Here is a 16,755-nt window from a genome sequence, read left to right as displayed (position 1 = left end):
CCTACTGGTGAATGGAGAGTGCCGAATGCGGGCACGACTCAACACATTTTCCGCAGAGAACACAGTTCTCCTGCTTCATCGTGATGTTCCAGTCCTCGTCGAAGGAGAACACTCCCTGCGGGCAGATGCTGATGCACTCCCCGCAGTCGATGCATTCCTCTTCTTTGCGCCTCACCGATTCTTCGAGCCTCTCGACTTCGGCCCCGAACGCCTTCAGCCTCTCGCATACAAGCTTCGCCTTGTCGTTGGGGACATCTATCAGAACCTCGCCGTCCATGGATTCGATGTATGCCCTCTCCACGTTTATCAGTACACCTGTGTCGAGGACGGTCCTCGCGATAATCGGTTCCTGGCCGCGTCTTTTATGGAACCTGACAAGGAGTTTCACTTGTACCACCTCCTTCCGAGCAGTTTGCCGAGATCCGTTCCGGTAAGAATACCGAGAAGTTTTCCTTCGGGATCTATAACCGGCAGGGCGCTGATGTTGTTCCTTTCGAGTTTCATCGCCGCGATATCGACCGCCTCTTCGGGAGTCGTCGTGATTACGCTCCTCGACATAACCACCGAGACGTTGTCGTTGACATTCTCTTTTATGATCGCCTTCGAGACATCGTAAGTGGTCACGATTCCTACGACCTTGTTCTCGCTATTCAGGACGGGAAGATGGTTAGTCTCGCCCCGGAGAAGCTTCTTCGCTGCGGTTTTGATATCGGCGTCCTCGGAGATGCAGGTAATGTTGCGCTCCATGATCTCCATCACCCGTGGTGTCCGTTTCGACTCTTTCATCGGTTTGACCGTCCGTGATGCATCCGAGGGCCTTGTGGGAAGCGCCATCGTCATCTGGCCGGAGGAGACCCACCTCTTCAGCTCCCCTGCGATCTCGCGTGCCTTCTTGAACGAAGAGAGCGACGAAGTTTTGATCTCCTCGCCGTTGATCTCGACGCTACCGCTTTTGAGTTCAGCGTAGCTTACTGTCTTTATTGTCGGCCTGTTCCTGCTCGGGACACCGTAGTCGACGATGTTTGTCATAATATCCTCATCCCGTACCGCCGTGTTCCTCACGATCTCGGTGTCGGTCACAGGGATCGGCACACCCAGACCTATGTAGCATGAGACCCCGTAATTTTTGAATGTCGCCGCCCGCAGATATTTCGGGGACATCTCCTTGAGATCTCCGGTCGTCATCAGGGTTGCGAAGAGCGTGCCGGGCGAGGACTGTGTTCCCTGCCCGACGATCATTCCCTTTGCTCCGCAGAGGAATATCGGAACCCCGCTTCCGATCATTCTCAGCTTGGGATCGTTGATCAGAGGCGAAAGGAGTCCCGCTCCCGAGTAGCTCACGTTTCCGTGCTCGGGAAGGAGCGTTCCCATGTATGTATTCAGGGTATTCTCCGTGGAATTCGTCGCGGCCGCATACCTCTGGTACGCGTTCCTGGGGTTGCACATTATCGCTTCGTTGAGATCGTGGAGCAGCAGATCCGTCGAGAGAGTTTTTCTCGGGTAGCAGTCCGTGCCTTTCGAAGACGCACGGAGTTCGACGGACTTCCCCGATATGAGATCCTCGATGACATGAGCTCCGCCGTACGCACTTCCCTGCGTTTCGGACTCCTGTGTCGCACCCAGGTATGCGTCTACCGCCGCAATGCCGGAATATAGCTCGACATCGTTCATCCATGCCCGCTCCATCCGTATCGGCGGATCGGAATGGCCGAAGTTGAAGAAAGCCCCTGAAGAGCACATTGCCCCGAATGTACCGGTGGTTACGACATCAACTTCTTTTAATGCTCCTTCCTCCCCCAGTTCGTCGACAATGCCCGGCATCTCCTCGGCCGTCACTATATGGGCACTGCCTTCCAGTATTCTCCGGTTTATCTCTTCAATGGACTTTTCCATATTAATGTATTCTTTTTTGAGAATATATAAGAGCTTCTATTATTACTATTGGTAATAAAGAAAGATATTCAAGAGTAGCGGCCCAATAATCTGTATGAACACCGGCCGGTTTATATCGATTCTTGAAGAGATTGCTCCTCCCGAGCTTGCGGAGGAGTTCGACGAAGGAAGGATCGGCCTGATAGTGGAGGGAAAGGAGGATATCGAATCCGTTGCATGCTCCCTTGATGCGACGGGGCACACGGTCTCGCAGGCGATTTTATGTGATGCCGACGCCCTTGTGGTTCATCACCCCCCGATCTGGTATCCCCTGGCCAGGATCGCAGGGAAGGATGCGTTCATACTTGGAAGAGCCCTCTCCTCAGGCCTGAATATCTACGCGATGCACACGAATTTCGATCATGCAGAAGGAGGCATCAACGACGCCCTCGCAGAGATCCTGGGCCTGTCCGCGACAGAGAAGATGCCTCTCGGAGTTGTGGGCGACTGCTCGCTGACTCCGGCGGAGATCTCCAGAATCCTGGGCGGAGGGCTGAGGCTCTACAACTGCCCTGAAAAGATCGAACGGCTTGCAGTAGTCGGAGGGAGCGGCTTTGATACCGAGCTTATAGAATGTGCATACGAACTCGGTGCCGACGCCCTTCTCTCGGCCGAACTGAAGCACAATATTATGATAGACTCCCCGCCGGAACTGGGGTTGATGGAGTCCACCCACTATGCACTCGAGTCTCCCGGCATGAAGCGGCTTGCCGGGAAAATGGGCTGGACCTATATCCCCGATGAGCCGAGGCTATCGGTAATTCCGTGACCATAATGGTGACCGCAATGCCAGGACGTTTCTCCCCCGAAGAAATACTGCTTGAAGAAACCATAGAGTCGATCCTGAAAAAATATCCGCAGAAGGGGCGAAAGGCTCTTGACGCAGTTCAGGACGGAAAGATCCACAAGTACCTCGATTTTTTTGTGGTCGAGGGTACCTCTGATACCTATGTCGTCGACGATGATTTCTGCGCCTGCAATGATTTCTGTTTCAGGGGAATAATGTGCTGGCATATCCTGGCAGTCAGGATCGCAAGGTTAACAGGTGGTTACGACGAAATTAATGAGTGGTATCAGGATCGGTGGTCTGTTGCCGGAAAAAATGGCGGAGATACTGAAACAGATAGTAATAATAACATTTCTTGAGAATAATTAAGGAGTTAAGCGTGGTTTTCTATGCTCGAAGAAGAGTATCAACTTGAATATTTTAAATCCAATGGCCTTAAACGTAAAATATGTAAAAAATGCGGTGCTGCTTTCTGGACGAGAGACGACGACAGGGAAGTCTGCGGGGACGCCTCCTGTGCACCTTACAGTTTCATTGGAAATCCCGTGTTCAAACCTCATTCGCTGGATGAGATGAGGGAAGCATACCTGTCCTTTTTTGAAAAACAGGGTCACCAGAGAATAAGCAGATATCCGGTCGCGGCAAGATGGAGGGACGACATCTATCTTACAATCGCATCCATCGCCGACTTCCAGCCTTTTGTAACGAGCGGTGTTGTCCCCCCGCCTGCAAATCCCCTGACGATATCCCAGCCGTGCATCAGGCTCAACGATCTCGATTCCGTCGGGAGATCGGGGAGACACCTGACGACTTTCGAGATGATGGCCCACCACGCTTTCAATACCGATAAAAATGAGATATACTGGAAGGACCGGACCGTCGAACTCTGTGATCTTTTTATCGAATCGATCGGCGGCAACCTTGAAGATGTCACCTACAAGGAGCACCCGTGGATAGGCGGAGGAAATGCGGGTCCGAGTGTCGAAGTGATGATCGGCGGGCTTGAGGTTGCGACCCTCGTCTTCATGAGCCTCGGCAAGATGGCGAATGGCAAAAAACCGATCGAACTCGAAGGCGTTCCCTATTACCCGATGGATCTCAGGATCGTCGATACGGGCTACGGGCTTGAAAGATTCGTATGGGCATCGAAAGGTTCGCCTACAATATATGATGCAGTCTTCCCCGAGATGGTCAACGACCTGATGATCTCTGCGGGCCTTGAAAATCTGCTCCAGTCCTCCGAACTTGCAAAGATACTGGCGATGAATGCCAAATATGCAGGCCAGATGGACATATCGGGTTCGAATCTCATCAAAATGCGCAAAGAAGTGGCAAAAACGATCGGCGTTGGATTCGAGAAACTCCAGGCCCTGATGGACCCTGTTGAGAGGGTCTACGCAATCACCGATCACACCCGCTGTCTTGCCTATATGCTCGGCGACTGTATCGTGCCTTCCAATGCGCAGGAAGGCTACCTTGCACGTCTCGTAATCCGTAGAACCCTCCGGATGATGAACGAGATAGGCCTCGAGGTCCCGCTTTACGAACTGATCGACAAGCAGATGAAGATAATCGGCCCCGACTCTTTTGAGCAGAAGCCTTCGGTTATAAACGAGATCATCGAGAATGAAGTTGTAAAATACGAGCAGACGATGGAGAGAGGCGCCAGGATAGTCAGGAAGATCGCCGGTTCGTACAGGGGGAAGAAAGAGCCTGTTCCGCTGAAAGAGCTCATTACATTATACGACTCACACGGTATTCCCCCGGAGATAGTCCGTGATATTGCCGCAGAGGAGTCCGTCGAGGTCGATCTTCCCGATGATTTCTATTCCGTAGTCGCCGACATGCATTCGGAGAGCGACGAAGGGGTAAAGGAGGATCCCTATGCAGCGCTCAGAAAACGTATCGAAGGTCTTCCCCCGACGAAGAGGCTCTATTATGAGCAGGTCGCCGATACGGAATTCGATGCGATGGTCATCGATGCGTTCGACAATTACGTAATCCTCGACCAGACTCTCTTCTATCCCGAGGGCGGAGGACAGCCGGCAGATATCGGCCGTCTCCTCTCTGAAAATGCGATGGTGAAGGTTGTTCACACCTTCAAACTCGGCGAGGTGATCCTCCATGAGATCGAGGGCGGAGATATCAGACGCGGAGTTCAGGTCAAGGGAGTGATCGACGAGAATTTCAGGCTGACGATGATGCGCCATCACAGCGCAACTCACGTCCTCCTTCACGCGGCAAAACATGTGCTCGGCCCGCATATCCACCAGTCCGGAGCCCAGAAAGGATTTGAAAGCTCAAGGATCGATCTCCGGCACTTCAAACACATAACTCCAGAAGAGCTCCAAAAGATCGAGATCGAGGCGAACCGGATTATACTCGAGAATCAGAAGATCGTCATCGAATGGGAGGACCGGACGACCGCGGAGCAGAAGTACGGCTTCGATCTCTACCAGGGAGGTGTTCCGCCCGGAAAGATGATCCGTATCGTGAAGGTCTCCGGGGATGTCCAGGCGTGTGCGGGAACGCACTGCAGGAGCACGGGAGAGATCGGCTGCCTCAAGATAATCCGTGTCGAGCATGTCCAGGACGGCATAGAGAGGGTCGAGTTTGCTGCGGGTCTCTCAGCGATTGCATATATGGAGAAGATGGAAGGTCTGCTTGATTCTTCATGCCAGACTCTCAGCGTCCAGAGGGAGAACCTCCCTTCGTCGGTCGACAGATTCTTCACCGAATGGAAGGATCAGAAGAAGGAGATCGAAAAGCTGGGTAAGGAGCTTGGCGAACTCAGGCTGGAGGGTCTTTCTTCCGAGGAGATCGGAGGGATATCCGTTGCAGTCCACGAGGTGAACGCATCCCCGAAGGAGCTCGTGAGTATTGCCACGAAGTTTGCAAATGAAGGCGGAGTGGGCCTTGTTGCAGGCGGAGAGGACAGAATTCATGTTGTTGCGGCGTCGGGAACCGAAAGGATCAATGCCGCCGACCTGATCACAAAAGTCTGCGGTATGATCGGCGGAAAAGGCGGCGGAAAGCCGGGCCTTGCGCAGGGTGTCGGGACGGAAAAGGAGAATCTGACCGAAGCACTGCTCCAGGGAAAGAATATGATTAGTGAATTACTAAAATAAAAATAAGGTAATGTCAGAAGGGGTTTTGGTTCTCGAGCCCGGCGATGAAAGGGCGAAAAAGATCGGCAAGGCGATGGCTAACGAAAGTGCCACCGCTATCCTTTCCGCCTTAAAAGAGGGCGATCTGACTCTTTCGGAGATCTCCGAAAGGATGAACCAGCCGATGACCACCGTAAAATACCATGTCGAAAATCTTCTCGACGCCGAACTGATCGAAGTAAGAAAGATCAAATACAGCGAGAAGGGACGGGAGGTCAAAGTCTACGGTGTCAACGACAGGCTCGTTATCGTGGCTCCTTCCGGCGGGGATATCAAGGATACGCTCCTGAAATATGCATCCGTTTTTGCAATACTTCTGATAGCGACTCTTGCGATGGTGGCTGTCTCGCCGTCATTTAATTTCTTCCCCCAGGAATCGGGAACGATTTCATCTAATGATGTCATGATGACATATGCCTCCGGAGTGTCGCCTGCTGAAGTCTCCGGTACCCAGGCGGTGTATTCCGAAGGAGATAACAGGACACGTGTGACTTCAACGGAAGCGTATGCGGCTAAAGGCACGGTGGAAGGGAATGCTTCGTCAGAGACGGCTTTATTAGGAGAGGAGTACACGGACTATGACGCGGTCCCTGAGTCTACTGTCGCCGGGTCTGAAGCTGAAACCCCTGAGGCTCTGGTCCACCTGTTCATAATCGCCTTCTTCCTCGGAGGGTGCCTGATTCTTGCGATTATGATGATCTATGAAGTTGTCATCTGGAGAAGGGATAAGAAATTCTGGAGCGACGTTAAGGATCAGGAAGAAAAATAGAATAATTTATACTGGATTTTTTATGGATCTTTTTGATTGAAACTTTAAATCAGCGTAATAATGACAACATTTTATTTATTCACTGCTAAACTTGAAAAAATATTGTTAATCAGATGTTCAATTCAGTCTTGCAGGTACAAGTAAATACCAGTGAATTCAATTAGATCTAAAAGTTGATATGAAACAGTTGTTCCAGGCACTGTTTCATGGAAAATCTAGAAAACAGTTTCAAAAGTCCGTGTTCTTCTAAAGAACCCGTACAAACTGCATCAATCATCCGGATTGACCTGTCCAGAACTGAACAAAGGCTTAAAGTAATTTTCACTTGGTAATATATATTGTTTTTGATCGTTATCTGCTTATGTATGAAATGCCATAAATACCGGCATCTAAAATAAATGTCTTCTAAATTCCCTGCATATGATAATATCGTCTGGATATGATTCTGCCAAACCATGTTCATACATCTTTAAAACGCAATAAAAAAAGAAATAACCAACAGGTATCTGGGCTCCTTTATGCCTCTTCCGATCACTGAGTTTTTTTCAGCCATTTTATTTCATAAATTCTGCGTGTGGGACTGCATTGGATAGAAATTCGTTTTTTTCAGATCATTGAACGAGATCTCTCACAAATGTGTAGACGATTGTTCAATAAGACGTTTAATATATCGGAATATATTCTTTAGCATGGGCAGTGGGGGGCACAAGCAGTCCTCATTTAATGTGGAGATGATCCACTGCCATGCTTGGATCAAATTTGGCAGATGTTTCCTGTTGCATTATTGAGTCATATGAAATGGCTACCCGGCAGTCATGTGTCTGAATAAAAAGTAGAATAAGCATTCATTGCGTGTTTCGTCAGGAATCCGTTATTTCTGGTAGATTTCTGATCATAGGGCAACATGAGTCCATCCGTATTCAAAGATCATTAGATCCGATCCCTTCATGATCGCAATAAATAGGTGGAAATAAAGAGATGAAAAAAATCAACCGGGCAAAAATCATCTTTATGATGATAATTGTTTCAATTACTGTTCTCGGTATATTTTATAGCTCATGCTATTCGAGAATTCTCGAAGATCAGCCCGGTTTTGTCGCAACATTCAGGGCTTTTATGGCATTCAACATTTTCCCTCCAATGATGTTCAGGACAGTCACCCGGAAGAATATTCTTGAAAACCAGATACGGTTCGATATCTATAAGCTTATTGATGGGAATCCAGGCATATATTTTAGTGAAATTTTAAGGGATGGCGATCTGAAAAAGGGCACATTAGAATATCATCTTAAAATTATGGAATCAGAAGGAACTGTCTGGTCAATCTGTGAAAACGGAAAACATCATTACTTTATCGGTGATTCATCTTATTCAAAGGAGGAAAAAGAGTTATTTTTAATTATGCGTGACGGTACTCTTAAAAGAATAATTACAGAGGTCTATAAGAACCCAAGGATCAATAATAAAAAAATTGCTGAAAATACCGGATATTCGGAATCAACTACAAGCAAGCATCTTGGATTTCTTAAAGGAAAAGGTGTCATTGAATCACAAACCAGAGGGTGGTTTACAATGTATAACATTAGTGATGATTTTTACAACCTTTTTGAAAAACATATTTATTCAGAATTCCGTGTAAAATGACACTCTCTGGTAAATTATATGGGCGCAGTTGCGTCTAAAGAAATATTTTTTTGTGAATTCTATTCATACAAACTTGATATTCAACGTTAAATTTTCTTAAAAAAAGCGAGACAATATATTTTCTAAATCAAGAAAAAATTCTGCATTTTTTTGGGCGTGATATTAATAGGACAAACTACGAATTAGTTCGCATTTTGTCTTAGAAATGATATATAGCTCCAGATTAGACGACTGAATGAAGATTACGAAGAAGGACCAGCCGATGTTTTAAGGAGTCTCTTTCAGACCAGATTCCCTGCATTTCGACATGATCCCGATATAGCGTTGTCTTCAATAAAATAAAAAAGAAGGTAAAAAAATGAAAAAAATCAGCTTTGGAAAAGCAACCCTGCTGGTATTTATGATACTTGCGGCAGGGGCTGTTCTTGCGATGCCTGTTAGTGCTAATACGCAACCAATTGGGCCATATGACGTGACCGCTGATGGAGACTGGATCAGCAGTTCTTCTGATCAGTTCCAGGCTCTTGGAAAGGCCGAGAGTATAGTCGGTGATGTAGACTGGATTACAGTCAGACTTACAGTGTCAAACACGCGTTTCTCTTTCGGTCCGTTTTCTGAAACATCATCTGGAACTTGGTTGGTCAGTACAGGATATAAGACCTATCAAGATACGCAGGAAGAACACCGGAGTCATGTTATAACAACCAAGCTAACTAGTTCTACTAGTAACACTGGTTACGTAAGATATACTCTGTCTTAATTAATGAGATCTATACTAAATTCAGGAATAACTGGATCAGGTATATAACTCTAAAATCAAACCATTTTTTCAGGATATATTAGTCTGGCATAATGAAATCAAATCGGTTCGGACTTTGTCCGAGAAACGACATATATTATTGAATTAGATATTTTTCTGAAACAGCATCGGCTGGAATTCAAAGTGATAATATGGTTAAAAAAATAAATTTAATTTCATTGATCCTGCTAATGGCAATTATCTTAACTACGGTTTTCATTTCAGGTTGTACTTCTACTACAGAAAATACACGGATTACAGAGAAACCAACGGTCCACCCTACGGAAAAAGAGACTCCAGCTCTTGCCTCTTCTTCGGGGAATTCTACGATAAAGGTACCCTGGCCACAGGATGAGAATCCTGTCCCTCCATACAGTGATGAAGAGAAGGCGTCGCTTGTCGAGGAGGCAAAAGAGGAAATCATAAGAGTTTTTCCTGAGATCGACGAAGATACTCTTGACAGTTATTCCTGGGGATCTAAATATTATTCCTATATTGCTCCGGCGATCGTTTTTACCCATGTGGTGGATAACACAAAGCTTGAGGAAAGGAAGGCTCTATCAGAAGATTTTGACCGGAGATTTGTTGATATTAAATATGATCCGGAAAGGAAGGTAATATGCTCATACGCATTTAATGGCAGTGCAGATTTTAACCCGGATGATGAGCTTGTAATGTCTTCCGAAGAGGCGGAGGACCATGTAATTGAGTTCTATAAAAATGTAATGGGTGATGAATATGATGCACACAAAGATGATTTGATAGTGATTAGAGATGATGGAGAGGACTTGAATTCTGTATTTCTTAATGTTGAAATATGTACTCAATATAAAGGAGTTGTTTACCATTATGATTGCTCAAATGTGATTTATGATATGACTCTCAACTGTGTCGATGTACTTTCTGTTTGCCAGAGGAATCCTGACATTCTGTCTCAAATCACAACTTTATCAGAGGTACCTGATATCACAATTGACGAGGCAAAAGAGATACTTGAAGCCCAGCTAAAGGAGAACAACGATGGTAATGATGTGGATATAGAGTACTGCCAGCGCCTTGGCTATTATTATTTCCCTAACCTTCAGTGGCTTGATACTTCTTATTATATGGACATAGAGGACGGTTATGTAACAAGTCCGATAAAACTGATCTGGGAACTCCCGTTTACAACAGCAGACGGAAGTATACATTATGGTATTATTGATGCACATACCGGCGAAATTATTGATATTCAGTCATAATATAAAAATAATTTTTTTGTGAACTATAAATCAATTCGTACTTTGTCCGAGAAACAGGATATAATATTAAATTATATATTAATTTTAAACAGGCAGAGTTAGGTACGTAATAAATAGCCAAATAAGATGTCTGTTTTAATAATCCAGGGAAAGCATTGAGGTTTCCCAAATTACTCCGGAGAACAAAATACAGTCAATAACGGGAAGTACATGATAAAAACTGAAAATCTCACCAAAGAATACAACGGAAAAAACGCCGTTGACAACCTGAATCTCGAAGTAGAAGACGGGGAAGTATTCGGATTCCTTGGTCCTAACGGGGCAGGAAAAAGCACGACTATCCTGATGCTTACGGGAATGATCGAACCTACATCCGGCATATGCACGATAGATGGGGTCAATGTCGCACTAAACCCCCTAAAGGGAAAGGAGATCCTCGGCTATCTTCCTGAAGATGTCGGATTCTACAGGAACCTGACAGGATACGAGAACCTCGACTACCTCGGAAAATTCTACCCGATAGAAAAGAGCGAGAGGGAAGAAAGAATCGAAAGGCTACTGAAAAGCGTCAGGCTCAATGGAGTTACCCAGAAAGTCGGCGAATATTCGAGGGGAATGAACCAGAGGCTCGGGCTTGCACTTGCTCTTTTGAACGACCCGAAGGTAGTAATCCTCGACGAACCGACTGCAAACCTGGACCCGGAGGGAGTATTGAGGTACAGGGAGATTATAAAAGAGCTCGAAAAGGAAGGGAAGACCGTCCTCATATGCTCCCATATCCTCTCGGAGGTTAGGGCAGTGTGCACTACACTCGGAATAATCTCGCAGGGAAGACTTGTCGCGAAAGGATCAGTCGAGGAAGTCGAGGACGAACTTATCAGGCAGAGTGGCACAAGACAAAAGATTGTTATCAAATCCATTAAACCGAACCTTTACACTGAGATCGAATCGATTAAAAATCCCGCCATTCTTGAGATCGAAAGGACAAAGGAAGGAATAGAAATCTCGGTCGAAAATGATATCCGTCCCGTTCTTGCAGAGAAGTTAAAAGATCACTGCTCCGGTATAACCGAGATGTACCTTGACCGACCGGGGCTTGAAGATCTCTTCCTGAAAGTCTACAGGAGGGAATAGACGTTGGATCTTACAAGGCTTGCGATAATATCAAAAAAAGAGTTTATCGATCATATCCTCAGCAAAAGGCTGTTCTGGATAATGATCATCTTCTGCCTAGTACTCGTGATTGAGACGGCAAGCGGTGTCGATGACTACAATAATGCGCTTGAGAGCTACAAAAGTGGAACCAGCGGTGAATATTTATTATTCCAACCTTCGGCGTTAAGGGTTTTTTCAGGAATTGTAAGTTCCATCGGTGTTGATGGTCTTGGGATAGTTATCGGACTTGCACTTGGTTTTGATCTCATTTCAGGAGAAAGAGAAGGACGTTCGATAAAAACAATCCTTTCACAGCCGCTATACAGGGATGAACTGATAAACGGAAAGGCGATAGGGGGTATAATGGCCCTGACTGCAATAAGTATAGCCGGTTTTATCATCATCTTCGCGGTTATGCTGATCCTTGGCATTGTTCCGGATATAGACGAAATAATGGGTATAGGCCTGATCTGGCTGATAACCCTGCTCTTCATGATTGCATCATTCACAGTTTCATTAATGACATCCGTGATAACGAATACAAGCAGCGGTTCGTTGATTTTGGCACTTGCAATTGTTTTTATCATGCTGTTCATAATTCCCACAGGCGGAGGCGCATTAGGAACTTATTTGTTAGTTGGAGACCCCCCGGAGGATATCCCGGACATGGCCTCTTCCGCCCAGTACGCTGCGTATCAGGAGGCTATGGATGAATACAATGGAAATAGTATGGCAATTTACGGTTTTTTCAATACATTTTCAATAAGATATGTATACCAGCAGATAACTCTTCCAATTACAATGCCTTCAGGGTATGTAATCAACAAATTCGACCTAGACTTTGTTGACTCCGACATAGACCAGACCATCGAAGAACCCACATTCTGGACTTTAATAGAAGATCAATGGATAAAACTAATTGTTTTCATTATGTGGCCGGTGTTTTTCTTCGGGATAGCCTATGTTAGATTTATGAGGTCCGATCTCAGGTGAAATGGAGGTATAACATGGATTTACACAGGATCGGGCTCATTGCAACCAAAGAAGCACAGGATCATTTAACCAGTCGCCGTTTTATCGGTCTTCTGTTTTTACTTTTGACAATCTGTGGGATATATATTCTTAAGGAAACCGGCACCTATCTGGAGGAGTTAACCAGCTACAGCAGCGGTACTTCTTCAATCTACAACCTGCCTTATACCGTCAACATATTCGGTGGAATCATGAGTGCGATCGGGGGTAGCTCAATCTTCGGCCCGATTATTGCAGTAGCGCTTGGTTTTGACCTTATTACTAAGGAACGTGAATCAGGTTCGATTAAGGCGATATTATCCGTTCCCGTTTACAGGGATGAAATAATCAATGGAAAAGCCTTTGGCGGAATAATTGTGCTGGCAATTACGACAAGCATTGTCTTTGTTCTGGCATTTGCAGTACTTCTTGTCCATTCAATCGTTCCCGGGATTACCGAAATGAGCTATATATTCATGTTTTGGCTGTTTACTGTTCTCTTCCTCTCTGGAATATTCATTATGTCACTAATGATATCCACGTTTTCCAAGACAAGCGGGATGTCACTCGTTTTTTCACTGTTGGCATTGCTATTCATCACAAGTGTGATTTATACGGCCGGAAGTTACGCAACAGAATTTATTATGGGACCTGACCCTTCTACTGAATATCAATACATTGACAGCCTCGATAATAACGAATTGTACCAGATGTCCGTGGATTATAATAAAAATAAAGATGAGTTAATGCAGTTTGTAGAATATATTTCTATTAGGATGGATTATTGGGAGTTATCCAAGGTTCTGACATGGCCCCAGCACTGCAGGGATTCTAGCGGCTCATGGAGAGAAGAATTTGAAAAGGGACTGCCTCCAGTGGGAGAAACACTCGCTTCAATCTGGGGCTATATCCTCTTCCTTATCGCATATCCCGTGGTATTTTTTGGGATAGCATATGTCAGATTTATGAGGACGGATTTGAGGTGAGACCGGAAGAAAAATGCATACGCCGGTATGGATTATTTTAAGGTGATGTGAACTTCCGGATGACAAAGAAAAAACACAATAAATATTACTAATTTTTTTTGTTTGAAAATCCTATTGTTGAAGGCCTTTGAAAACCGTTATCGAAATTCGATGTATTTACTTTTGAGATCCGTTATCCTTTTACATTTGTCTGGTCGTTTATAATTCGAAATCTGCCATAGAAAATGCATATATTATTAAGCCAGACACTAGCCTGAAATGTTTCAACCAGGATGTTGAGGAAATATAATGAAAAAATCAGAGAAAATTAAATTCGTCATTTTATTTATATTCATGTTCACTGTCGTAACGGTATCGGGATACACTCCCGGTTCCAATGAGGTGGGGGTTTCGGAAACGTCAACTGTTCAATCTACAGGAGAACAATATCCTTTCGTAACTTTTTCGTCGGAAAATTCCACGATAAAAGTGCCCTGGCCTCAGGAAGAGAATCCGGTCCCTCCTTACAGCGAGGAAGAGAAAGAATTGCTTGTAGACGAGGCAAAGCAGGAAATTATAAGACTTTTCCCGGAACTGGATGAGAATACTCTTGACAACGTTTCATGGGGACGACTATATTGTAGCGGGTATATCGTGCCCGCGATTGTCTTTTCAGATGTACTAGACCTCTCAAAAGTGGAGGAAAGAAGAGCAATCTACAAGTATTACGACCAGAATGATCCGAGAACTGTCAATGTCATATATGATCCCGAAAGGAAAACGATCGGACGTTACGGACCGGACGGGTTCGGGATGGATGGGGACGATGAAGCGATCATATCTGTCGATGAGGCTGAAGAGCATGCACTCAAGTTCTACAAAAAGATGGTCGGCGAAGAATATTATGAAGAGCATAAGGATGAGTTCTATATTGCCAGGCGGGATTATGACGATGACCTGTTCCTTGACCTGGATATCTGCACAACCTACAAAGGTGTAGTCTACTTTGAAGATCACAGCAGCGTAAATTATGATATGAGGCTTGATACTGTCAACAATTACTTTGATACCAGGAGGGATCCTGACGCACTATCGCAGATTACTACACTGTCGCCGGAACCGCATATAACAATCGGCGAGGCAAAGGAGATACTTGAAGAACGCCTGAAAGAGAATAACGGGGGAAGTGAAGTGGATATCGAATACTGCCAGCGTTACCAGTACTATTATTATCCCAATCTTCAGTGGCTGGATGAGCCTTATTATATGGACATTGAAGACGGTTACGTAACAAATCCGTTGAAAATAATCTGGGAGCTTCCTTATATTACTCCTAACGGGAGAATGCATTACGGAATTATTGATGCGCATACTGGCGAAATAATCGACATATAATTTTAATCCATAAACATTTTTTTGAAAACTCAAATCGGCTCGCACTTTGTCCGGGAAACGGATAGCATATATCAGAATGAGGACGGATCTGAGGTGAGACCGGAATGAAGCCGCAAAATAAAAAAACGACTTTTCCCACATAAATCCCTTATCAGGTGATTAAAAAAAGATCACGTGTGGGATTAAAAGTAATAATTATTAAAAGAGACCTACGGTTCTTTTCACGGTTTTGCAGCAGGGTGATTTTATGAAAAAAGAACAAACGGCAATTTTGGTTTTTGTGATGACAATATGTTTAATTTTTACAATCCTTGCTTCAGGCTGTACATTTCTTGAATCAGATCAGCCGGAGAACAACCAGGTTTCACCGGCAGATCTGGTAACGGCTCAAACAACACAGCAGGTTCAACCGGAAAGCACACAGGCGGCAGTCTCGTGGAGAGATTATTATCCGGATTACGACGAGCAGACAAAGTCCGGGCTGATTGAAGACGCGAAGGATGAAATTGTAAGGTTATTTCCCAATGTGGAAAGATCGGAACTTGAAGGGTACTGGCAGGATCACGAATCATCAACTTATGGTCCCCCGGGAATTGTCTTCGCCAACGTGGACGACACATCGGAAAAATACATGGAGATCCAGAAAATAAGATGGAAAGGACTTGAACAAAACATACATAACAATATCGTTGCAGTCAAAGTCGATCCGGGATCCGGGGACGTTGTTTTTTATGGAAGAGAATCATGGTACAAGCCTTTAAAAGAAGAGATCAGGACGGTCTCAATTGAAGAAGCTGAAGATAAGGTGCTGGAATTTGTAAGAAATGCGAAAGGGAATGATTTCATTGAAGAAAAGGAGAATGATTTCTATATCTGCAAAATCGATGTCGATTCAAGCAGTGGCATGGGCCTTGCATATATAGTTCTTTTTAATACCTACGGCGGTGTCCAGTACTTAAATGACCAGATATACGTTCAATACGATCTTATCGAGGACGTTGTCAGGAGATACAGGGACGAGTTAAAAGATCCCGGACTGATGAAGAATCTCACCACCCTTTCACCCGTACCGACGATTTCAGAAAATGAAGCAAAAAGGCTTTTGGAGACAAAACTGAAGGAAAGCTATCCGGGTGAAGACCTGAATATACAATACAGGATCTTAAACGGCCACGAAAATTCTCTCAACTGGTACGACCAGGACGAACTGGTTTATGCCGATCAGCCGGACCCAATCAGGCTGATCTGGTACATAACCTTCAGCGACTCTGAGATGCGGAAAGAAGATTCGCGAAAGACAACTACTGCTATTATCGATGCACATACAGGAGAGATTGTATCGCTGAACTTCAGGGACATTAAAATATCATAACACAAATTTCATTTTTTTATAGCCGATATCAGATGGTCGCTCTTAATATTTTATCGGATTTTTGTAGTGATTTACAACATAGATCTCTCAGTTGTTGGATTATAATGCCTGATAGCATTCAATAGGGTACCGGTTTTGTGAATAAACCAAACATCCTTTTTTAACAATACAGACGAAAATGATCATTGTGCAGCTCAGCAAAGAGACGATCGACAGGATAAAGGAGCGGAGTGCTTCGGTCGGTAGCAGTTATTCGAAAGGTGCGTGCCTGAACAGCGAGGCGGTTAGGAGAAAGAATTCAAAGCCCGAAGATCCGTGGCTTCGTCCTCCTTTCTTCCGCGATATCGACCGGATCATCCACTCGAAGGCCTATTCGAGATATATCGACAAGACGCAGGTCTTCTATTTTATCGATAACGAGCATATCACCCACCGCTCGATTCATGTCCAGCTCGTCTCGAAGATCGCGAGAACGATCGGACGGGCGCTGGGCTATAACGAAGATTTAATCGAAGCTT

Annotated in this window: 14 protein-coding genes and 1 pseudogene; 13 read left to right on the top strand and 2 right to left on the bottom strand. The window is 45.1% G+C overall.

Translation table 11 applies throughout. From position 1 onward, the window contains the following. Nucleotide 1 precedes the first annotated feature (1 nt). Together METPAY_RS12625 and METPAY_RS12620 are read right to left on the bottom strand one after the other, a co-directional pair. The gene (locus METPAY_RS12625) at nt 2–388 is read right to left on the bottom strand and encodes a 4Fe-4S binding protein (protein ID WP_048152926.1); all 387 of its coding nucleotides are present in this window, start codon (nt 386–388) and stop codon (nt 2–4) included. Beyond that, a complete protein-coding gene (locus METPAY_RS12620; protein ID WP_048152925.1) occupies nt 385–1,893 on the bottom strand; it encodes a homocysteine biosynthesis protein in 1,509 nt (502 codons plus the stop codon). Before METPAY_RS12620 ends, METPAY_RS12625 begins: the two co-directional genes overlap by 4 nt. A gap of 94 nt (nt 1,894–1,987) precedes the next feature. On the opposite strand from METPAY_RS12620, the gene METPAY_RS12615 reads away from it, so the two are divergent. The 13 genes and pseudogenes from METPAY_RS12615 to METPAY_RS15200 all read left to right on the top strand — a co-directional run. Further along, the gene (locus METPAY_RS12615; RefSeq protein ID WP_048152924.1) at nt 1,988–2,701 is read left to right on the top strand and encodes a Nif3-like dinuclear metal center hexameric protein; all 714 of its coding nucleotides are present in this window, start codon (nt 1,988–1,990) and stop codon (nt 2,699–2,701) included. A 17-nt stretch (nt 2,702–2,718) separates the two neighbouring features. Then, on the top strand, nt 2,719–3,078 hold the full coding sequence (locus METPAY_RS12610) for an SWIM zinc finger family protein (protein ID WP_048152966.1): 360 nt from the start codon (nt 2,719–2,721) through the stop codon (nt 3,076–3,078). A 30-nt stretch (nt 3,079–3,108) separates the two neighbouring features. After that, nucleotides 3,109–5,847 (top strand): alanine--tRNA ligase, encoded by a 2,739-nt coding sequence (gene alaS / locus METPAY_RS12605; protein ID WP_048152923.1) that lies wholly within the window; start codon nt 3,109–3,111, stop codon nt 5,845–5,847. Between the two features lie 10 nt (nt 5,848–5,857). Next, nucleotides 5,858–6,655, top strand: coding sequence for an ArsR/SmtB family transcription factor (locus METPAY_RS14460; protein WP_052418828.1), 798 nt, complete (start codon nt 5,858–5,860; stop codon nt 6,653–6,655). A 978-nt stretch (nt 6,656–7,633) separates the two neighbouring features. Continuing rightward, nucleotides 7,634–8,299 (top strand): winged helix-turn-helix transcriptional regulator, encoded by a 666-nt coding sequence (locus tag METPAY_RS12595; protein WP_048152922.1) that lies wholly within the window; start codon nt 7,634–7,636, stop codon nt 8,297–8,299. 358 nt (nt 8,300–8,657) lie between these two features. After that, nucleotides 8,658–9,059 carry a hypothetical protein gene (locus tag METPAY_RS12590; RefSeq protein WP_048152921.1) on the top strand — a complete coding sequence of 134 codons (402 nt, stop codon included), beginning with the start codon at nt 8,658–8,660 and terminating at the stop codon, nt 9,057–9,059. A gap of 191 nt (nt 9,060–9,250) precedes the next feature. Then, the gene (locus tag METPAY_RS12585; protein ID WP_084600888.1) at nt 9,251–10,339 is read left to right on the top strand and encodes a PepSY domain-containing protein; all 1,089 of its coding nucleotides are present in this window, start codon (nt 9,251–9,253) and stop codon (nt 10,337–10,339) included. A 210-nt stretch (nt 10,340–10,549) separates the two neighbouring features. Beyond that, entirely contained in the window at nt 10,550–11,473 is a 924-nt protein-coding gene (locus METPAY_RS12580; RefSeq protein ID WP_048152919.1) for an ABC transporter ATP-binding protein, read from the top strand. Nucleotides 11,474–11,476: 3 nt separating this feature from the next. Then, entirely contained in the window at nt 11,477–12,487 is a 1,011-nt protein-coding gene (locus METPAY_RS12575; protein ID WP_048152918.1) for an ABC transporter permease, read from the top strand. Nucleotides 12,488–12,501: 14 nt separating this feature from the next. Then, entirely contained in the window at nt 12,502–13,491 is a 990-nt protein-coding gene (locus METPAY_RS12570; RefSeq protein ID WP_048152917.1) for an ABC transporter permease, read from the top strand. 288 nt (nt 13,492–13,779) lie between these two features. Beyond that, entirely contained in the window at nt 13,780–14,865 is a 1,086-nt protein-coding gene (locus METPAY_RS12565) for a hypothetical protein (RefSeq protein WP_048152916.1), read from the top strand. A 247-nt stretch (nt 14,866–15,112) separates the two neighbouring features. Then, a complete protein-coding gene (locus tag METPAY_RS12560) occupies nt 15,113–16,237 on the top strand; it encodes a hypothetical protein (protein ID WP_048152915.1) in 1,125 nt (374 codons plus the stop codon). Nucleotides 16,238–16,415: 178 nt separating this feature from the next. Beyond that, nucleotides 16,416–16,755 (top strand): annotated as a pseudogene (locus tag METPAY_RS15200) (phosphohydrolase); the annotation flags it as partial.

Source organism: Methanolacinia paynteri (assembly GCF_000784355.1).
Lineage (GTDB): Archaea > Halobacteriota > Methanomicrobia > Methanomicrobiales > Methanomicrobiaceae > Methanolacinia > Methanolacinia paynteri.
Note: the sequence above shows the minus strand (reverse complement) of the source record. Positions and strands in the feature narration are given on the sequence as shown.